Here is a 19861-nt window from a genome sequence, read left to right on the forward strand (position 1 = left end):
AGGCAAGCCATCATCGACGCTTGCTGCGATGCCTGGAACCGCGCCACCAGAGATCCAAGCCGCATCCGGTCCCTTTGCAACTACCCGTACATTAAAGCGGTCAGTTCATGAGCGGGCCGGTATGAGTGGAAGCCCGTTCGCAAAGGCCTGCAGGGCCGCGGCGCGCAAACGGTCGGGCGGCAGAGACGGCAGCAAACGCGTCGCCTATGAGGCGATGAGTAGTCCTTCGGGAGGAGGCGGACGGCCATCGCGCGGCGGCCCGGCCGACACCCGGGAACCAGCTACCGGCGGTGCGTCTCGCCAGCGACGCGTTCAGTCCACGTCGTCGAAATAGGATGCGTGCTGCTGCTTGATCAGTTCGATCGTCGAGTCGAGGCGTGTCAGATGCAGCATGCCCGCAGCGACGGCCTCCTCGGGGCGCTGCGCCTTGACCATATCGGCGATCTGCTGGTGATCCTCGACGAGCTGCGGCATGCGGTATTCCTTGGACAGCGACAGCATGCAGAGCCGATCGACCTTGGCTTTCTCCGTCGCGATGACGTCGAACGCATAGTCGACGCCGGCGATCTCGCAGAGCGTTCTGTGGAACTCGTAGTCGAGCGTGATGAAGCCTTGCGAGTCCGACCGGCTCAGGGCGCTGCGCTGCTCTTCGAGACTGAGATCCAGCCGCCGGGCATCCGCGTCCCGGCAGAAGCGGGCGGCCCGCCGCAGCACCTCGGACTCCACCGAGGCGCGCACGAAACGCGCCTTCTCGATGCCCTTGTTCGAGAAGCGCTTCACCTCGGTCGATCGCTGCGGGCGGATCAGCAGGAGATCGAGATTGGCCAGCCGGTTGAACGCGTCCCGGACCGGTTGGCGGGACACGCCGAAACGGGCGGCGATCTCGGTTTCGGAGATCTTGGCACCCGGCAGGAGACGCAACGAGACGATCTCGCCGTAGAGATAGCTGGTGATCCGGTCCATGCCGGTGCGGCGATCCCAGGCCTGCGTTTCGTCCATCATGTGCAGTGCTCTCGTCGCTGGCTCTTGCCCGAAACCGGTTTCATGTTCCCGTTCAGGGGCCAACGCATGCGGATGATCATGGCGTTCGGGTCTGCTCGTGGTTCGAAGACGACCTCGCCGGGTTCAGGGTCGAAGGCCGCCGGTCGCGAAACGGTCGCAGGTCGGGCAGAGAGCTTATAGCCCCAAATGCCGCGTTTCACGCAACACTTCCCCGGGCCGGAGACCGGCAGCCCTTCCCTCTCCTAGACGAGACCGTTGATCGTGCGCATGAGGGCTTCGCGCTTGTCGGCGTCCTGCGCATCGGCATGGGGGAAGGCGAAGCGGCGGCCGTCATTGTCGTAGTATCGGCCAGATGCGTCGGCGAACTCGTCCGACGTGGCGGCGCGCGAGAGAATGTCGACGCCGATACCGATGTCGTTTCCGCTCGTGCCGAAGGCGGCCTTGACCATCTTGGTGCCCAGCAGCGATCCCGGATTGACGGCGACGACGACCGGGCCGTCCTCGCCCAGTTCGTCGGCCAGCGATCGCGACCACATGGTCAGCGCCAGCTTGCTCTGGGCATAGGCTGCCCCGTCGGACAGGCGCTTGCCGCCCGTCAGGGCCTCAAGGTCGACGGGCGCCTGGGCCGCGGAGGAGAGATTCACGATCCGCGATTCCCGTCCCATGATCGGCAGAAGCTCGCGGGTCAGCACGTAAGGGGCGATCGTGTTGACCGCGAAGCGCATGTCGAGCCCCTCGGCGGTCACCGTCTCCGCCGTCCCGTAGACGCCGGCATTGTTGATCAGCACGTCGAGCCTGTCGTGCCGGTCCCGGACCGCCTTCGCCAAGGATCGCACCGCGTCCGGTCGGGACAAATCGGCCCTGTAGGTCTCGACCGACGCGCCGTCGGGCATGGCGTTCGCGGCTGCCGCCAGTCTGTCGGCGCTGCGGCCGTGCAAGAGGATCGCATGGCCGTCGGCGGCGAGCTTCTTCGCCGTTTCCAGCCCGATACCATCGGTCGAACCGGTGATCAGAATGGTCTTGGACATGGTGGACATCCTCAGTTCGAGAAGGCTGGCAACAGCTCGTCGGCCAGGCGTTTCATGGTGGTTTCGGTATCCGCACGATTGATGCGCAGGTTCAGCGCCACATGGTTCACGCCGATCGCCTCGCGCGCCTTCAGGTAGCGTGCCAGATGGTGCATCCCCAGTCGCAGGCCGAGATGGATCGGCCGGGGCGGTGCGTCGGGATCGTCCTCCAGGTCGAGGTAGAGCGGCTCCATCGCCGGTTTCGCAGCGCCGCCCGCATTCTCTGTCCGGGTTCGCCAGTCGCCGATGATCCGCGCCTGCGTGGCCGCGTCGCGCGGATAGAGCATCCAGCCATCCCCATGGCGTGCGATCCATTCCGGATCCTGCTGACTGCCGCCGGTGACGAGAAGCGGCAGCCGCCCGCCGACCGGCTTGGGCAGCATGTCGATGCCGCCGTCCAGACTGCCGAACGGGCTGTCGAAGGCCGGGACGTCGGCGCCCATGTGGCGGATATAGTCGTAGCTCTCGCGAAACCGCATGCCCCGGTCGGCGAAAGACGTGCCGGTCGCCGGAAACTCGTCGGGCCGGTCGCCCGATGCGATACCGAGAATGAGCCTGCCTCCCGACAGCACATCGACGCTGGCCGCCGCCTTCGCGACATGCGCGGGATGGCGCAGCGGCAAAACCACGCTGGCCACGCCAAGAGCAATCCGCTCCGTCATCCCGGCCAGAAGGCCGAGATAAACGAACGGATCGTAGGTCTGGCCTGCATCGCCGAAGGACGGAACGTTGAACGGCACGTCGCGCAGCCACAGCGCGGCAAAGCCCAGATCGTCGGCCAGCCGTACCCGCTCGAGATGCCGCGTCATCGAGGGCACCGCCCCCGTCGCGTAGGTTTCCAGCGGCACGACGAGCCCCAGGGTGAGCCGGTTCGGCTGGAACACCGTATTGTAGGCGCGGTTGATCGTTGGAAAGTTCCGGCTTGCGGCGCGGTCCAGCATGTCAGGCTTTCGCTCTCTCACCCATGTTCGGCTCTCGCCACAGCAAGAGAAGGCGCCCCGTCTCGCCGTCAGGCCGACGGTGGCGCCCCCTCCGACGCTCAGTTGGCCAGGGCGTCCTTGCCTTCGACCAGCACGTGATGGCTCACCGAGCCCTCGGTCCGCGCCTCCAGATGCGGGCTGTATTCCGGATCGCTGACGAACGCCTCGGCGGCTTCTTTCGACGGCCACTCGATGACGATCTGGAGGGCGGCATCGTCCCGGTCGCCTTCCAGACGCTCGTGGTTCGAGGTGCGCGCGAGGAATTTCCCGCCATGGGCCGCGACCCGCTGGTTTGCGACGGGAAGATAGTCGGCGACCCACTCATCCGTCGTCGGCGTAACCGACAGGATGGAATAGTAGGGGGTGGATTCCTGGGCGGCAGCCGTGGAGATGGCCGAAGCCAGCACGGATGCGAGGATGAGTGTCTTCATAGTTCGTTTCCCTGGTGAAGCGTGACGGAATGGATCGGTGGCGGCCTCAGGCGAAATCGTCCTTGCCGTCAACGACGGCCTGAACACTTCGCGAGTTCGCCAGGCGCTGCTGGAGATGCGGCGCATATTCCGGATCACTCTCGAAGGCTTTCGCCGCTGCGACCGACGGCCATTCGATGATGATCCGCAGCGCAACGTCATACGGCTCCCCCTCGATCTGCTCGTGCGACTGCGTGCGGGCGAGATACCTGCCGCCGTGGCGCGCGATCACCTTGTTCGCGGTGGGCAGATAGTCCTCGACCCAGTCTGCGTTCGTGGGCGTCACTTCGAGTACGGAATAAGCGGTCATGGCCTCATCTCCTGGATTGCGGACGGCGGACGCCTGTCCGATGCGGCTCGGTTCATGTCCTGGATGCTGCGTGCGACGGCATTCCGATGCGGATCTACACGCTGAACTGCCGAGCATGTCGGCAACCCGCGGGGCATCCGTCTCCGTGCTGACACTAGGGAAGATCGCTATTTCCGAAAGCTGAGTAAATCGCGCATACTGTGATTTAGTATTTGCGATACGGATATAATGATGGATACCGACAATCTGCGTTTGTTCGTCCTCGCTGCGGAGCGGCTGAACATCAGCGCGGCGGGGCGCGCTCTCGGGATGACGCCGGCGGCGGCCAGCACCCGGCTCGCCAAGCTGGAACATTCGCTCGGCGCGGAACTGCTTCACCGATCGACGCGCAAGGTGTCGGTGTCGATCGAAGGGATGGAGTTCCTGCCCTTTGCGCGCGAGATCCTCGCCCAGCAGGATGCGGGCCTTGCCGCGCTGGGGCGGGGCAACCCGACCATCACGGGCACGCTGCGCTTTGCCGCCTCGTCGACCTTCGCGGTCGAATATATCGCACCGCTGGTCCCCGACTTCCTCGACAGCTACCCGCATCTGAAGCTCGATCTGCGGCTGTCGGATGCGCCCTTCGATCTCATCGAGGGATCGTTCGACCTGGCGCTCCGCAGCGCCCCGCTGGCGGATTCCTCGCTGAAGGCGCGTCGCTTGGCGGACGATACGCGCGTCCTTGTCGCCGCGCCGGCCTATCTCGCCCGGAACGGGACGCCGACAAAGGCCTCGGACCTCAGGGACCATCGTCTCATCGGCTTTCGAAACGCCCTGCCCCGACCGCTGCGCGGGCCGCAGGGGACCGACCAGACCTTCGATCCGGGGGCGACGAACTGCCGGCTGATCGTTGACGATGGAGCGAGCCAGAAAGCCGCGACGCTGGCTGGCGCGGGTATCTCGATGAATTCGCTCTGGTGCATTCACCGCGAACTGGCGGAGGGCACGCTGGTCCGGGTTCTGGCCGACCACGAGATCGACGATGGCTCCGTCCTGTGGCTGGTCTATCCGAAGTCGAATGTGCTCTCGCCCAAGGTGCGGGTGCTGATCGACTTCCTGGTTGACCGGATCGGCCGCAACCCGCCCTGGCTGCAGGCATAGCGGCCGTCGCCATTCGGCGGACGTAGGCGATTATATCCCTTATACGAAAACTGAACTCTGAAATCCGCCGTTTATCGCTTTTTCGGGCGGTGTATCTTCATGGGAAACCAGCCAATGGAGCATGACCATGCAGACGATGATCCTTGAAGAATACGGGCAGGCCGCTGCATTTCGCCCCCGGGAGCAGGCCAGGCCGTCGGCGTCCGAAGGGCATGTCGTGGTTCGCATCGCGGCGACCAGCGTCAACACGATCGACATGATGATCCGCAACATGGGATCCGATCTGGGCTTCGCGCCCGCGCTTCCGGCGATCCTCGGCATGGATTTCGCAGGTACGATCGAGGAAGTCGGCGCCGGGGTCACGGATTTCGCGGTCGGGGACGAGGTCTATGGCTGCGCCGGCGGCCTTGCCGACCTGCAGGGGGCGCTGGCGGAATATATGCCGGCCGACGCGAGACTGATCGCCCACAAGCCGAAATCCCTGTCCATGCGGGAGGCCGCCGCCCTGCCGCTCGTTGGCATCACGGCCTATGAGGGTCTCACCCGTGCGGGCGTCACCAAGGGACAGAAGGTCCTGGTGCACGGCGGGTCCGGCGGCGTCGGTCATGTCGGCGTGCAGCTCGCAAGAGCCTTCGGAGCGAAGGCCTACGCGACCGATAGCGGCGCTGAGCGAATTGCCGTCGTGAAGGAACTTGGCGCGGAGCCGATCGACTTCAGGACCGAAGCGGTCGCGGATTACGTCGCCGCCCATACCGGCGGGGCCGGGTTCGACGTCGTCCTCGACACCGTGGGCGGGGCCAATCTGACGAACTCCTTCGCGGCCGTTGCGCTGAACGGGCATGTCGCGACCACGCTGGCGATGGCCGAGCTGGATCTGACGCCCGCACATCTGAAGGGCGCGTCCCTGCATGTCGTCTTCATGCTGATCCCGATGCTGCACGACAAGGATCGGAGCGCCCATGGGGCGATCCTCGCCGAACTGGCCCGTCTCTGCGACGAGGGTGCGCTGAAGCCGGTGGTGGACGAGCGGCGGTTCAGGCTTGCCGAAGTCGAAGACGCCCACCGCCATCTCGCCAGCGGCAAGGCGATCGGCAAGGTGGTCGTCGTCGTCTGACCACCCGGAGAGCGGGAGCGGCTCCAGGGACGCCGCCGCTCTCGCTCGCGGCACCGAACCAGCACGATCGCGCACCTGCCGAAAGCGGATCGCCCATACCTGTTGCGGCGCCCAACTGTGCTCCGCGCCCGCCGCTTGTCCCGCGATCCAGGCTGAGGGAGTCTCAGGGCACCGCGGGGTTCAGCTCCGCAGCCCCGGCGCCTCCTGGCCGGTGCGTTCGACATATTCGGCATAGCCGCCGCCATAAAGATGCGGCCCCTCCGGCGTCAGCTCCAGCACGCGGTTGGAGAGCGCCGCCAGGAAATGGCGGTCATGGCTGACGAAGAGCATCGCGCCTTCGTAGCGCGACAGCGCCTCGACCAGCATCTGCTTGGTGGCGATGTCGAGATGGTTGGTGGGCTCGTCCAGGACGAGGAAGTTCGGCGGGTCGAACAGCATCCTGGCCATGACCAGCCGAGCCTTCTCGCCGCCTGACAGCACGCGGCACTTCTTCTCGATCTCGTCGCCGTAGAAGCCGAAGCAGCCCGCCAGCGAACGCAAAGGCGCCTGGCCTGCCTGCGGAAAGCTGTCTTCCAGCGTCTGCAGAACGGTGCGGTCGCCTTCGAGCAGTTCCATCGCGTGCTGGGCGAAATAGCCCGTCTTGACGCTCGGCCCCCGGGTCACGTGGCCGGTATCCGGCTCCGAAGCACCGGCGACCAGCTTGAGCAGCGTCGATTTGCCGGCACCGTTGACGCCCATGACGCACCAGCGCTCGCGCCGGCGCACCTGGAAGTCGAGGCCATGATAGATGGTGCGATCGCCGTAGCTCTTGTGGACGCCCCTGACGGTTGCGACGTCCTCGCCCGAGCGCGGCGCCGGCTGGAACTCGAAGCGCACCGTCTGCTGGCGCTTGGGCGGCTCGACGCGCTCGATCTTGTCGAGCTTCTTGACCCGGCTCTGCACCTGCGCGGCATGGCTGGCGCGCGCCTTGAAGCGCTCGATGAAGGCCACTTCCTTCGCCAGCATCGCCTGTTGCCGCTCGAACTGCGCCTGCTGCTGCACCTCGGCGATGGCGCGCTGCTGGCGATAGAACTCGTAGTCGCCCGAATAGGAATTCAGCGCGCCGCCGTCGATCTCGATGATCTTGTTGACGATGCGGTTCATGAATTCGCGATCGTGCGAGGTCATCAGGACGGCGCCGTCGAAGCCCTTCAGGAAGGTTTCGAGCCAGATCAGGCTTTCGATATCGAGATGGTTCGACGGTTCGTCGAGCAGCATGATGTCGGGCCGCATGAGCAGGATCTTCGCCAGAGCCACGCGCATTTTCCACCCGCCGGACAGCTCACCGACATCGCCATCCATCATCGTCTGGCTGAAGCCGAGACCGTCCAGCACCTCGCGGGCACGCCCGTCCAGCGCATAGCCGTCGAGTTCGTCGTAACGCTCCTGCGCGTCCCCGTAGCGGGTGATGATTTCGTCCATCTCGTCGACGCGGTCCGGATCGGCCATGGCCGCTTCCAGCTCCGCCATCTCGGCTGCGAGGGCGCTGACCGGTCCCACCCCGTCGATCACCTCGACCACCGCGCTGCGGCCCGCCATGTCGCCGACATCCTGGCTGAAATAGCCGATGGTCACGCCACGATCGACCGAGACCTGCCCTTCGTCCGGCAGTTCCTCGCCGGTAATCATGCGAAACAACGTCGTCTTGCCCGCGCCGTTCGGGCCGACAAGGCCGACCTTCTCGCCGCGCTGTAATGCGGCCGACGCCTCGATGAAGACGATCTGCTTGCCGTTCTGCTTGCCGAGGCTTTCAAGGCGGATCATGCGGAGATTCCAGGTCGGAGCGAGGGAGGAGCCGCCTCAAACCATCCCACCCGCTGCCGTGCAAGGGGCCGCGACGCCACCGGCCGGTTTTGCCGGCGCTCGTACGGCCTTGGACTTACGGCGCAGCCGGTTTTCCGATCACTTCGTGCCAACAGCCGTTCACGACCGGATCATCGCCGACCTGGTCCGCATCTACCGGGAGGGCCCTTCGCCGTTCATCGGATGCCTCGAATCCGACTTCAAGACCAGTCTCGGCCTAATCGGCGGCATCTCGCCCGCCTCGATCCCCGAAGACCTCGAAGCGATGGTTGCGGTCCCGGCGGATACCTTCCCATCCGAGAAGGACTGATTGGCCCTCACCGGCGCTGGGCAGAGCCATCAGCGAGTTAAACGGACCCGCCAAGGTCGCTCGCATGCTTTATCAAAGCATTCCTCTAACGGCTCACGTCAAGGCATGGCGGCGAGGAAGATGTCAGGGAGCGTGGATTACCGTTTCAGCGTAACGCGCCGTCGCTACTGCCTTGACCGCCGAATTTGCTCGTGGCCTATACCCACAAGCTGACGTCCCGAACATTGAGATTGAAGCACTACCAACGCGACTGCAACCGCCTCGCTAGTATCAAGGCGTCGCGCTTAAAGCGACATAGCGAAGTCTTCTGACAATCACACATTCCCGCATTCCGAACTGAGCTTGTTAGAAGGAGGCCGCCGGCCTCCCTTTTATTATCAACATATATCCGACCTAAGACGTTATTCATCAGAATGGGACTTCATCATCTACTTCCTCGATTCCACTTGATGCGTGGTCCTCGATTTGGCCTTGCGGCTCGGGCGAGGATAAGGTTTTTCCCTCCTTCCGAATGGATTCAATGAGCCTGAGAGCTTTTTCCCAAATCGATTGCGTCGGCTTCAACGCTTCCCGGTATCGTCCAGCAAGATCCGCGAGCTGGATCGCGATATCGGCCACACTTTCGAACGGTGTGCGATTTGCATCGATTTCGAATTGAAGGCGCCGCAAAGCACCGAAGATCGCCTCTCTCTTCGGATCAGGCAAATCCAGCTTATTTAGTGTGTCTTCGATGTGCTTTATGCCGCCGCTTTGAAAGCGGACGCATTCTTTGCTCGCAGTATGATACCGCGACAATATGCAAAATGGTCGAAGTTTTCCTGATCCCCGATCGTGTTAAGGTAGTTTTCTGTCGCGGCCTCCAACTCTGCGAAACCGTAATGTTCGGCAAATGCATTTATAGCAGCTATATACTCATGCTCCGCTGTATGGTTACGATGACTTGCATCTTTTTCCAAAATTTCAGATTTATGCCTCTCAAACCTCAAGAATGCGATGTGTTTATCGTCAGGAAGACTAGCTGGTAATTCGAGGTCGATCATTGATCTGATTCCATAGCTTCACCGATAGCCAATATAACACTAGTTCACTGATGGGCAACTAATCGCGTTCTTTATTTGTTCCGCGCTCGACGCGCATGTTGTCGACTTGGATGCTACATCAGTGGGCTTTCTCATTGTTCAGCGTCTCCCGGTTCGACGCTGACCCCACGTGGCTCATCCGCAGAGTTGTAACACACGCCTGAAACGGCCTGTGCCTATGTCATTAATTTGCATGGAAAATTAGGTCATGGCTGGGGCGGCAGGATTCGAACCTGCGAATGGCGGCACCAAAAGCCGCTGCCTTACCACTTGGCGACGCCCCAAGGCGCATGGCGGTCCTATAGCCTCTGGCCGGCGTCCTTGCAACGACCCGTGGCCGGGTTCGGATGCGGTGTGACACGCCGGATTGTCGCCGGGCGATCAGGGCCGTTTCGGGCGTGCGGTGATGGCGGGCGTGGCGCCATGCCCGCGGCCCGGTGGCCGAAGCCTGCAGCCTCTTTGCCGACCGCCGTCCTGCGGCGATGATCGCCTGCGCCCTTGCTTGCGGCGCTCCCCGCGCGATGTCCTCGAGCATCCGCAACGACGAGACGCTGTCATGGCCAAGAACCGGCGCCCCCGCCTGCCCGCCGCCGAGGCAACCGCGATCGACAAGTCCATGGCCCTCGACCGGTCGCGGTCCGGCACCGTCGATCTCACGTTTCGGGCGATCGACGAGCTGGCCCATGTCCACGACCCGATCTGGGAGGACGTCTCGGCGCTGGCGGTCATCGGCCGGTCGATCTTCTGCACCTGCGACGAGACCGCGACGATCGAGCGCGTGGTGCTCGACGAGGCCGGGACGAACGCCGCCGGGCACACGAATTTCCCGCTCGGCGAAGCCTTCGACCTGCCCGACGGGCCGTCCGGGGAGATGGACATCGAAGGCCTGGCGATCGCCGACGGATATCTGTGGATCTGCGGCTCCCATTCGCTGAAGCGCGACGATCCTGAAGAGGGCGGCCTGGCGGATATGGAGGACATCGACTGGGATCCCAACCGCGGCTTTCTCGGCCGGGTGCCGCTGATCGACCGAGGCGATGGGGTGTTCGAGCCGGTCGCGGCCATCGATGCGCTGGACGGCGTGCCGGGCCGGCGCGCGGCGATGGTGAAGATGTCGAAATCGTCCAGGACGTCGATCCGCAAGATGCTGTCGAAGGATGCGCTGATCGGCCCCTTCGTCGACCATCCCTGCAAGGAGAACGGCCTCGACATCGAGGGCCTGGCGGTGCAGGGCGACACGGTGCTGCTCGGCCTGCGCGGGCCGGTGATCGGCGGCCATGCGATGATCGTGCGGCTGGAGATGAAGGAAACCAGGTCCGGCGCCCTCAAGCCCCGCAAGCTGGAGAACGGCCAACGCTACCAGTTGCAGGCCGTCGATCTCGACGGACAGGCGATCCGCGACCTCGAATGGCGCGACGACCGGCTGCTGATCCTCACCGGCGCGACGACCGATCTGGAGGCGATGCAGTCGGTGGTGGTCATCGACGACTATGATCCGGGCCGGCCGGTCTACCAGGCCGGGCTGCTGGCACGGATCCTCGACCTGCCGGTGATCCGCGGCTCCGACCATGCCGAAGGCCTTGCCACGATCGGGATCGACGGGCAGGACAGGCTGCTGGTGGCGTACGACTCGCCGCACGAAACGCGGACCGACGCCGCCCTGCGCCGCCTGACGACGGATCTGTTCGAGATCGCCGAAGCGGCGGCGCAATCCGATCGCCCTGCCCCGGCGGCGAAAAAGGGCGGCAAGAAGCGAAAGGCCCGATCGCGCCAACATGCCTGAGTTCCAGACGGATTTCGATCCCGCCTATGGCCGGCTGGTCCCGGTCGCCGCCCATATCGGCCGGGTGACGGCCAACAATCCCAGCGCCTTCACCTTTGCCGGCACCAACAGCTACGTGGCCGGGCGGACGGGCTGCTTCGTGGTCGATCCCGGCCCGGACGACGACGCCCATCTGGACGCCCTGGTCGCGGCGATTGCCGGCCGGCCGGTCGAGGCGATCCTGCTGACCCATACCCATCGCGACCATACCGGCCTCGTGCAGCGGCTGGCCGCCCTCACCGGGGCGCCGATCGTCGGCGGCGGACCGCACCGTGCCTCGCGCCCGCTGCGCGACGGCGAAGCCCACCGGCTGGAAGCGGCCGGCGACACCGATCTCGCCTTCGACCGGATCCTGTCCGACGGCGAGCAGCTGACGCTCGGCGGCCTGCCGGTTTCCGTCGTGGCGACGCCGGGCCATTGCGCCAATCATCTGGCCTTTGCCGTGGGCGAGGAGGGCGTGCTTCTCTCCGGCGATCACGTCATGGGCTGGTCGACCTCCATCGTCGCGCCGCCCGACGGGGCGATGCGCGACTACATGGCGTCGCTCGAGCGCCTCACGGCGCGCGACGACCGGCTCTATCTGCCCGGTCATGGCGGCGTCATCGCCGCGCCAAAGCCCTTCGTGCGCGGGCTGATCGGCCATCGCCGCATGCGCGAGACCGCCATCGTCAGGCGCCTCGCCGATGGCGACCGGACGATCCCGGAGATCGTCGCGGCGCTCTACAAGACGGTGGATATCCGCCTGCACGGGGCGGCCGGCCTGTCGGTGCTGGCGCATCTGGAGGACCTGGTCGCGCGCGGCGTCGTGGCCTGCGACGGGCCGCCGACACTGGCGACGACCTACACCGCCGCCTGAGACCGCCGGGGCGGCGTCCTGCGGTCCCGCTCAGCCGGCGTCGATGGTTTCCAGACCCGACATGGCGAGATCGAGATCGGCCAGGAAGGCCTCGATGAAGCGGCGGTTCTGGCCGAGATCCAGCCCGGTGGCGCGCGAGACGGCGCGCAGGTCGACGAAGGTCTCGCCGCCCTCCTGCACCAGCCGGATCGTCACGTCGCTCGGCAGGGCGAACAGGCGGTCGCGCGCCACCGCGGCGACGCGGTACTGGTCGCTGTCGGGCCGGTCGAGCCCGTCATCGGCGACCATCGCGTCGATGCCGGCCCGCGGCGTCGGCAGCGGGACCGCGCCGGTGGTGACGCCGAGATCGTCGGATTGCCGCTCCGCCTCCGCTCCCGCAAGAGCCGGGTCGCCGACGATGACCTCCCCCACCGTCCAGCCATGATCGGCCAGGACGGTGCGCGCGGCCTGGTAGACCCGCGGGGCGTCGGCGAGATAACGCCGGCCGGGCACCACGCTGGGCATCTCCGTCGGTGCGGCGAAGGCCGATGCGGGGGCGGTCGCCGGCGCCGGCGCGGCGGTGGCCTCGGGGGCGAAGCCGTCCGTATAGGCGGCATTGGCCTGCGGATTGACGCGGGCGAGATAGGCGCCGGTGGCGAAGGGGGACAGCGCGATCAGCGACAGGACGAAGCCGGCGAACACCTTGTGTCCGCCGCGCACGCCGGCGAACCAGACGCGCAGCAGGCCGTAGCAGGCCACCAGCAGAGCGAGGGCGGCAAGCCCGCCGACCAGCAGCAGCAGACCGATCAGCGCCTGGGGCACGATCCAGCCGAGACGATAGAACACCACCGCCGCCACCATCAGCGCGATGGCGAAGGCGGCGAGCCCGCGGGCGAGCCCGGCGAAGCGCAGCCGCTTCTGAAGATAGTGGCCGGAAACCGGCAGGCGTCCGTAGATCGAATTCATGGGCGGGACCTTGGCAGGGGTTCCGCGAACATAGAGGAAAGCCCGGGCGGCAGAAAGACCGCCCGGGCCGCTCTCACCCGATCAGATGGTCGGCAGACGATAGTCGCGGAACTGGTCGCGCAGCGTCATCTTCTGGATCTTGCCGGTCGCCGTATGCGGGATCTCGTCGACGAAGGCGACGTCGTCGGGCATCCACCATTTGGCGATCTTGCCTTCCAGATAGGCGAGGATGTCCTCCCGGGAAACATTGCGACCTTCCTTGCGCACGATGACCATCAGCGGGCGCTCGTCCCATTTGGGATGGGCGAGACCGATCACCGCGGCCTCGGCGACGTCCGGATGGCCGACGGCGAGGTTTTCCAGGTCGATGGTCGAGATCCACTCGCCGCCGGACTTGATGACGTCCTTGGCGCGGTCGGTGATCTGCATGTAACCATGCTGGTCCATATGGGCGACGTCGCCCGTGTCGAACCAGCCGTCCTCGTCGAAGGCCTCCGCGCCGGTGCCCTTGTAGTAGGACGAGGCGACCGCCGGGCCGCGCACCTTGAGGCGGCCGAAGGTCTTGCCGTCCCAGGGCCGCTCGACATTCTCGTCGTCGGTGACCTTCATCTCCACGGCGAAGGGCGGATGCCCCTGCTTCTCCTCGATGTCGAGCAGCGCGTCGCCGGTCAGGTCCTGATATTCCGGCTTGATGGTGCAGAGCGAGCCGAGCGGGCTCATCTCGGTCATGCCCCAGGCGTGGATGACCTGCACGCCGTAGACTTCCTGGAACTTCTGGGTCACGGCGCGCGGACAGGCCGACCCGCCGATGACGACCTTCTTGAGGTCCGGCAGTTCGCCGCCGACCTTCTCCAGATGCTGCAACAGCATCAGCCAGACCGTCGGCACGGCGGCGCTGAAGGTCACCTTCTCGGTGGTCAGGATCTCGTAGACCGAAGCGCCATCCATCCTGGCGCCCGGCATGATCATCGCGGCGCCGGCCATCGGGCAGGAAAAGGCGAGACCCCAGCCATTGGCGTGGAACAGCGGCACGATCGGCAGCACCCGGTCGCGCGACGACAGGCCCATGGCGTCGGGCTGCTGGGCGATCATCGAATGCAGCAGGTTGGAGCGATGGGAGTAGAGAACGCCCTTCGGATTGCCCGTCGTGCCGGAGGTGTAGCACATGCCCGCGGCGGTGTTCTCGTCGAACTCCTTCCAGGCGAAATCGCCGTCGGCCTCGGCGAGCCACTCCTCATAGGCGACGACATTGGCGAGCTTCGTCTCGGGCATGTTCGCGGCGTCGGTCAGGACGACGATCTTCTCGAGGCTCGGCACATTCGGCGCGATGGCCTCGAGAATCGGCATGAAGGTGACGTCGGCGAAGATGATGCGGTCTTCGGCATCGTTCATGATCCAGGCGATCTGCTCGGGGAACAGCCGCGGATTCAGCGTGTGGTAGATCGCGCCGATGCCGACGATGCCGTACCAGCATTCCAGATGGCGCCAGGTGTTCCACGCCAGCGTCGCGACGCGGTCGCCGAGCTTGATCCCCTCGCGGTCGAGCCGCTGGGCCAGCTTCATGGCGCGGGCCCGCACCTCGCGGTAATTGGTCCGATGCATCGGCCCTTCGACCGAGCGGCTCACCACCTCGCGTAGCGGATGATAGGTCGCGGCGTGGTCGATCACCTTCGAACAAAGCAGCGGCCACTGCTGCATCAAACCCTGCATTCCGTCCTCCCTGACTGCGGGCCGAGACTTGGACCCGCGCGACAATCGGAAAAGCCGGGCCCGATGTCCAGCATGCAAAAGGCGCCCTGCCATAGTTCAGCCGTCTCGCCGCGTGACCATTACCGGCAAGGGACGAACGGATTGAGTGGTGGTGCCATGCAGATTGCAGAACAGACCGTCGCCGTGCCGGACGTCGACGGCGACAGCTTCAGCGCCGTGGAGTTCGAGCTGGCGCTCGACATGCAGGACCTGACCGAGATCGACTTCGCCGACTGCGTGCGCGCGGCCGCCGGCAGCGTCGGCGGGGAATTTCTCTTCGACATGCCGGCCGACGGGACGCTCGACAACGTCTCGCGCATCGCCGCGGTCCGGGTCGAGGGCCCCAACCGCGACCGCATCGCCTTCGCGGTCCTCAACGACGAGGGCACCGAGATCCGGGTCCCGGACGACGACGAGGTGGACGAGCGCCTGCGCGGATTTGCCCGTGCCTTTGTCGGCGTCCTGACCCGCATCCGCGACGACCTGCCCTTCGGCTCGGTCAGGCCCGAAGGCACGGCCTGACCCGGCGCTCCGGCGACCGCCGCGGGATCGCGCCGCGGCGTTTCGGGCGGGTCTCGGCCGATCATCGGCGGGCTTTGCGCGGGCCAGGATGACCGCGTGATCAGTATATCGCCAGACTGATCATACGCGCCCCTTGCAAAAGCCTTGGGCTCCTGCAGATCAGCGTTCCTGAACCAATATTGCATGGGTTACATGGACGCCTTCCTGACGGATTATTCCGCATTCATCGCCCTTGCGATCGTCGCATTGGTCTTCGTGGCGTTCGCGCTCGAACTCTATCCGCCGGAGGTCATCGCCACGGGCGGAGCCGTGTCCTTCCTCGTCCTCGGCTACATCAAGGACGACGAGTTCACCTCGGTCTTCCAGAACCCGGCGCCGATCACCATCGCCGCGATGTTCGTCCTGTCCGGCGCGCTGGTGCGGACCGGCACGCTCGAGGGGGCCGCCGGCTGGCTGGTCACCAGCGCGGAGAAGCGGCCGCGCATCACGCTGGCGATCATGGGCATCGGCGTCCTCGTTGCCTCCGCCTTCATGAACAACACGCCGGTGGTCATCGTCTTCATCCCGATCATGACCGAGCTGGCGCGCAAGATGGGCGTCGGCTCGACGAAGCTGCTGATCCCGCTGTCCTTCATGACCATTCTCGGCGGCACCTGCTCGCTGATCGGTACCTCGACCAACCTCCTGGTCGACGGCGTCGCGCGCGGCCAGGGCCTGGAAGCGTTCTCGATCTTCGAGATCACCCCGATCGGAATCGTGACCGCGATCACCGGCATCCTCTACCTTCTGTTCGTCGGCCCCAGGCTGCTGCCGGACCGCACCTCCGCCGAAGACGTTCTCGGCGGCTCCGATGCCGACATGTATTTCACCGAGATCGTCGTGCGCGAGGGCGCCAGCACCATCGGCAAGACGCTGGGCGAATCGGCCTCCTTCTCGGCGCGGGGCATCCGCCCGGTGGCGATCCGGCGCGGCTCGGAGACCATCCGCAAGGGGATCGCCGAGGTGGTGATCCAGAAGGCCGACCGGGTGATCCTCTTCGCCTCGCCCGAGGAATTGCTGACCCTGCATTCCAACGAGAATTTCCGCGTCGCGCGGGTCTCCGCCGCGGCGGCTGGCGACGAGGAACGGGTCGTCGTAGAGGCGACCGTCGCGCCGCATCGCCGCGGCATCGGCCGCAAGATTTCCGAGCTCGTCGATATCTCCGGCTCCGGCGTGCACATTCTCGGCGTGCAGCGCCATCGCCACGTCCCCGGCCCCTCGCTGCACGACACCAAGCTGCGCCCGGCCGACCGGCTGCTTCTGGAAGGCCGGCCCGACGCGATCGCCCGCATCGCCGAATCCAACGACCTGATCGGCGTCGATCTCAGCGAGGCCCGGCCCTATCGCCGGCGCAAGGCGCCGCTGGCCATCGGCGCGCTTCTGGCAGTCGTGGTCCTCGCCGCCATGGGCATCGCCAGCATCCAGATCCTCGCCTTCGTCGCCATCGCGACGCTGCTGCTGGTCCGGGTGCTGGATGCCGACGAAGCCTGGCGCTCGATCCACGGCGACATCCTGATCCTGATCTTCGCCATGCTGGCGATCGGCCTCGGCATGCAGAACGCCGGTGCGGTCGAGCTTCTGGTCGAGCTGGTCGAGCCGCTGCTGCAGGGCGCCTCGCCCTTCCTGGTGCTGCTGATCATCTACGCGATCTCGTCGATCCTCACCGAGATCGTCACCAACAACGCGGTCGCCGTCGTCGTCACGCCGGTGGCGATCAGCCTGGCGACATCGCTGGGCATGGACCCGCGTGCGGCGGTGGTGGCGGTGATGTTCAGCGCCTCGGCATCCTTCGCCACGCCGATCGGCTACCAGACCAACACGCTGGTCTATGCGGCCGGAAACTACCGCTTCACCGACTTCGTGAAGATCGGCGTGCCGATGAACGTCATCGTCGGCTTTGTCAGCTGCGTGGCGATCTACTTCTACTACGGCGTCTAGCGGCGGGCCCGGCCACGTCGCGAGCGCTCGTCGCGGATGGTCGCCTGGGCCGCGGCGAGCCGCGCGATCGGCACGCGGAAGGGCGAACAGGAGACGTAGTCGAGCCCGGTCTGCTCGAAGAAGGCGATGGAGGCCGGATCGCCGCCCTGCTCGCCGCAGACGCCGAGCGAGATGTCCGGCCGGGTGCGCCGCGCCTTCTCCACGGCCAGCGCGATCAGCTCGCCGACGCCCTCGACGTCGATGGTCTGGAAGGGATCGCGCTCGATGATGCCCTGCCGGACATAGGTCGACAGGAAATTGCCGGCGTCGTCGCGCGAGATGCCGTAGACCGTCTGGGTCAGATCGTTGGTGCCGAAGGAGAAGAAGTCGGCGATCTCCGCGATGGTGTCGGCGCGCACGATGGCGCGGGGCAGCTCGATCATCGTGCCGACCGAATAGGTGATCTCGCAGCCGCGCTCGTCCATGACGAGGGCCGCGACCTTGTCGATGCGCCCCTTCACGAAGTCGAGTTCCTTGCGAAGGCTCACCAGCGGCACCATGATTTCCGGCACCACCGCCTCGCCGGCCTTCTCGCCGGCCTCGATGGCCGCCTCGAAGATCGCCCGCGCCTGGGTCTCGACGATCTCCGGATAGGAGATAGCCAGCCGGCAGCCGCGATGGCCGAGCATCGGATTGAACTCCTGCAGGGCGGCGATGCGCTGGCGCACGACGGATTCGTCGACGCCCAGCATCGCGGCCGTCTCGGCGATCTCGCCGTCGCTCTGGGGCAGGAATTCGTGCAGCGGCGGATCGAGCAGGCGGATCGTCACCGGCAGGCCGGCCATGATCTCGAACAGTTCGGTGAAGTCGGAGCGCTGGATCGGCAGCAGCTTTTCCAGCGCCGCGCGCCGGCCGGTCTCGTCGGAGGCGAGGATCATCTCGCGCATCGAGCGCACCCGGTCGCCCTCGAAGAACATGTGCTCGGTGCGGCAGAGCCCGATCCCCTCGGCCCCGAAGGCGCGCGCCGAGCGGGCCTCGATCGGGGTCTCGGTATTGGCCCTGACCCGCATGCGGCGGGCCCGGTCGGCATAGTCCATCAGCATGGCGAAATCGCCGGTGAGCGCCGGCCGCAACAGCGGGACGGCCCCCTCGATCACCTCGCCGGAGGTGCCGTCGATGGTGATGGTGTCGCCCTCGCGCAGCACCTTGCCGGCGGCATGCAGCGTGGCCGTGCCGGCATTGATGCGCAGCGCGCCGGCGCCGGTCACGCAAGGCCGGCCGATGCCGCGGGCGACGACCGCCGCGTGGCTGGTGGTGCCGCCGCGGATCGTCAGGACGCCCTCGGCCACATGCATGCCGTGGATGTCTTCCGGATAGGTCTCGTTGCGCACGAGGATGACCGGCCGTTCCTCGTTGGCCAGTTCCTGGGCGCGCTCGGAGGTGAAGACGATCTCGCCCGTCGCCGCGCCCGGCGAGGCGGGCATGCCCCGGCCCAGGACGACGAGGTCGGCGGTCCGTTCGAAGGTCGGATGCAGCAATTCGTCGAGTGAATTCGGATCGATGCGCAGGATCGCCTCGGCCTCGTCGATCAGCCCCTCGTCGACGAACTGGACGGCGATGCGGATCGCCTCCCCTGCTGTGCGCCGCGCCACCCGCGACTGCATCAGGAAGAGTTCGCCGTCGCCGACCATGAAGTCGACCTCGACGACATCGCCGACATGCGCCTCGATGCGGCGCACATGCTCGGTCAGCTCGGCGAGATCGGCGGGAAAGCGGGCCGCGTCGCCATCCGACAGGGTTCCCAGATCCAGCACCGGCGGCTTCTCGCCGATCTCGCGCGCCCGCGGCGCCACCAGCCCGAATTCGCCCGACAGGCGGGATTCGCCGGTGGTCAGGTCGCGGGAGACGGCCCGGCCGGTACCGGAATTGTGGTCATGCTCGTTGAAGATCATCGCATGGGCGGTGATCGCCAGGCCGGCATTCTCCGGGATGCCCTGGATCAGCCGGTGCGAGGTCGCCAACGGGCTGCGCCAGGTCGCATAGGCCGCCTCGATGACGGCGGAGAGCTGTTCGAGCGGGGTCTGCGGCACGACGGCGCCGATCTCGGCGTCGAGATAGGTCTGGTAGCGCGCGATCAGCGCGCGCCAGCCGGCCCGGTCGCCCGGCTCCTCGGTCCAGCCCGCCTCGGCCGCTTCCGCGTCGGCGATGTCCTCGAACTCGGCCGGATCGACCGACAGCACCAGATGGGCGTAGCTTTCGATGAAGCGGCGATAGCTGCGATAGGCGAAGGCCGGGTCGTCCAGCTCGGCCGCAAGGATATCCACCGTGCGGTCGTTGAGGCCGACATCGAGAACCGATTCGGCCAGCCCCGGCATCTGGGCGCGGGCGCTGGTGCGCACGGCCAGCAGCAGCGGGCGCGTGTCGCCGTCGAAGCCGCGGCCGGTGACGCCCTCGAGCCATTCGATCGCCATGCGCAGATCGGCGCGCAGTTCCTGCGGCAGGCCGTCGCCGCCACTCTGCACCTCGCGCCAGACCGAGGTGGCGAGGGTGAAGCCCGGCGGCACCGGCACGTCCAGCGACGCCAGCAGCGCCAGATTGGCACCCTTCAGCCCCAGGGCCTCGGACGCGTCGGCCGTGCGATCGGCCGCTCCGCGCCGGAATGTGAAGATCCGTTTGGGCATCGAATGCGGTCGACCG

Annotated in this window: 18 protein-coding genes and 1 tRNA gene; 7 read left to right on the plus strand and 12 right to left on the minus strand. The window is 66.2% G+C overall.

The window, feature by feature from the left end; genetic code table 11:
* Positions 1-312: 312 nt before the first annotated feature.
* The 5 genes from H9Q09_RS12235 to H9Q09_RS12255 all read right to left on the minus strand — a co-directional run bounded on the left by H9Q09_RS12235 (position 313) and on the right by H9Q09_RS12255 (position 3829).
* Entirely contained in the window at positions 313-1002 is a 690-nt protein-coding gene (locus H9Q09_RS12235; RefSeq protein WP_187391281.1) for a GntR family transcriptional regulator, read from the minus strand.
* 242 nt (positions 1003-1244) lie between these two features.
* Positions 1245-2030, minus strand: a complete 786-nt coding sequence (locus H9Q09_RS12240; protein ID WP_187391282.1) for an SDR family NAD(P)-dependent oxidoreductase — start codon at positions 2028-2030, stop codon at positions 1245-1247.
* Between the two features lie 11 nt (positions 2031-2041).
* Positions 2042-3010, minus strand: coding sequence for an LLM class oxidoreductase (locus H9Q09_RS12245; RefSeq protein ID WP_187391283.1), 969 nt, complete (start codon positions 3008-3010; stop codon positions 2042-2044).
* 98 nt (positions 3011-3108) lie between these two features.
* Positions 3109-3480, minus strand: a complete 372-nt coding sequence (locus H9Q09_RS12250) for a DUF1330 domain-containing protein (protein WP_187391284.1) — start codon at positions 3478-3480, stop codon at positions 3109-3111.
* 46 nt (positions 3481-3526) lie between these two features.
* Positions 3527-3829 (minus strand): DUF1330 domain-containing protein, encoded by a 303-nt coding sequence (locus H9Q09_RS12255; protein WP_187391285.1) that lies wholly within the window; start codon positions 3827-3829, stop codon positions 3527-3529.
* A gap of 228 nt (positions 3830-4057) precedes the next feature.
* Between H9Q09_RS12255 and H9Q09_RS12260 the strand changes: the two genes are divergently transcribed.
* Both H9Q09_RS12260 and H9Q09_RS12265 read left to right on the plus strand, forming a co-directional pair.
* On the plus strand, positions 4058-4969 hold the full coding sequence (locus H9Q09_RS12260) for a LysR family transcriptional regulator (protein ID WP_210315339.1): 912 nt from the start codon (positions 4058-4060) through the stop codon (positions 4967-4969).
* A gap of 127 nt (positions 4970-5096) precedes the next feature.
* The gene (locus tag H9Q09_RS12265; RefSeq protein WP_187391286.1) at positions 5097-6083 is read left to right on the plus strand and encodes a zinc-dependent alcohol dehydrogenase family protein; all 987 of its coding nucleotides are present in this window, start codon (positions 5097-5099) and stop codon (positions 6081-6083) included.
* A 180-nt stretch (positions 6084-6263) separates the two neighbouring features.
* On the opposite strand, the gene H9Q09_RS12270 is transcribed toward H9Q09_RS12265, so the two are convergent.
* A complete protein-coding gene (locus H9Q09_RS12270; protein ID WP_187391287.1) occupies positions 6264-7886 on the minus strand; it encodes an ABC-F family ATP-binding cassette domain-containing protein in 1623 nt (540 codons plus the stop codon).
* Between H9Q09_RS12270 and H9Q09_RS12275 the strand changes: the two genes are divergently transcribed.
* A complete protein-coding gene (locus H9Q09_RS12275; protein WP_187391288.1) occupies positions 7885-8235 on the plus strand; it encodes a hypothetical protein in 351 nt (116 codons plus the stop codon). The genes H9Q09_RS12270 and H9Q09_RS12275 overlap by 2 nt on opposite strands.
* Positions 8236-8643: 408 nt before the next feature.
* Here H9Q09_RS12275 and H9Q09_RS12280 read toward each other — a convergent pair whose 3' ends face one another.
* The 3 genes from H9Q09_RS12280 to H9Q09_RS12290 form a co-directional block, all read right to left on the minus strand.
* Positions 8644-8940 carry a hypothetical protein gene (locus H9Q09_RS12280; protein WP_187391289.1) on the minus strand — a complete coding sequence of 99 codons (297 nt, stop codon included), beginning with the start codon at positions 8938-8940 and terminating at the stop codon, positions 8644-8646.
* A gap of 32 nt (positions 8941-8972) precedes the next feature.
* On the minus strand, positions 8973-9275 hold the full coding sequence (locus H9Q09_RS12285; protein WP_187391290.1) for a hypothetical protein: 303 nt from the start codon (positions 9273-9275) through the stop codon (positions 8973-8975).
* Positions 9276-9523: 248 nt separating this feature from the next.
* Positions 9524-9598: transfer RNA gene (locus H9Q09_RS12290), tRNA-Gln, on the minus strand.
* 272 nt (positions 9599-9870) lie between these two features.
* Here H9Q09_RS12290 and H9Q09_RS12295 point away from each other — a divergent pair.
* Complete coding sequence (locus tag H9Q09_RS12295; RefSeq protein WP_187391291.1) at positions 9871-11097, plus strand: DUF3616 domain-containing protein; 1227 nt, start codon at positions 9871-9873, stop codon at positions 11095-11097.
* Positions 11090-11992 (plus strand): MBL fold metallo-hydrolase, encoded by a 903-nt coding sequence (locus H9Q09_RS12300; RefSeq protein WP_187391292.1) that lies wholly within the window; start codon positions 11090-11092, stop codon positions 11990-11992. The genes H9Q09_RS12295 and H9Q09_RS12300 overlap by 8 nt, the downstream gene beginning before the upstream one ends.
* A gap of 30 nt (positions 11993-12022) precedes the next feature.
* Here the strand turns inward: H9Q09_RS12300 and H9Q09_RS12305 are convergent, their stop codons facing one another.
* Complete coding sequence (locus H9Q09_RS12305; RefSeq protein ID WP_187391293.1) at positions 12023-12937, minus strand: DUF1499 domain-containing protein; 915 nt, start codon at positions 12935-12937, stop codon at positions 12023-12025.
* Between the two features lie 81 nt (positions 12938-13018).
* Positions 13019-14647: a fatty-acid--CoA ligase gene (locus H9Q09_RS12310; protein WP_187391294.1), complete on the minus strand. Its 1629-nt coding sequence runs from the start codon at positions 14645-14647 to the stop codon at positions 13019-13021.
* 156 nt (positions 14648-14803) lie between these two features.
* On the opposite strand from H9Q09_RS12310, the gene H9Q09_RS12315 reads away from it, so the two are divergent.
* Together H9Q09_RS12315 and H9Q09_RS12320 are read left to right on the plus strand one after the other, a co-directional pair.
* Positions 14804-15208 (plus strand): hypothetical protein, encoded by a 405-nt coding sequence (locus H9Q09_RS12315; RefSeq protein WP_187391295.1) that lies wholly within the window; start codon positions 14804-14806, stop codon positions 15206-15208.
* A gap of 183 nt (positions 15209-15391) precedes the next feature.
* Positions 15392-17185 (plus strand): SLC13 family permease, encoded by a 1794-nt coding sequence (locus H9Q09_RS12320; protein ID WP_187391296.1) that lies wholly within the window; start codon positions 15392-15394, stop codon positions 17183-17185.
* Here H9Q09_RS12320 and ppdK read toward each other — a convergent pair.
* Positions 17182-19845, minus strand: a complete 2664-nt coding sequence (gene ppdK, locus H9Q09_RS12325) for a pyruvate, phosphate dikinase (RefSeq protein ID WP_187391297.1) — start codon at positions 19843-19845, stop codon at positions 17182-17184. The genes H9Q09_RS12320 and ppdK overlap by 4 nt on opposite strands.
* Positions 19846-19861: the final 16 nt, after the last annotated feature.

The sequence above is a fragment of the Aurantimonas sp. DM33-3 genome (genome assembly GCF_014334315.1).
In the GTDB taxonomy this organism is placed as follows: domain Bacteria; phylum Pseudomonadota; class Alphaproteobacteria; order Rhizobiales; family Rhizobiaceae; genus Aurantimonas; species Aurantimonas coralicida.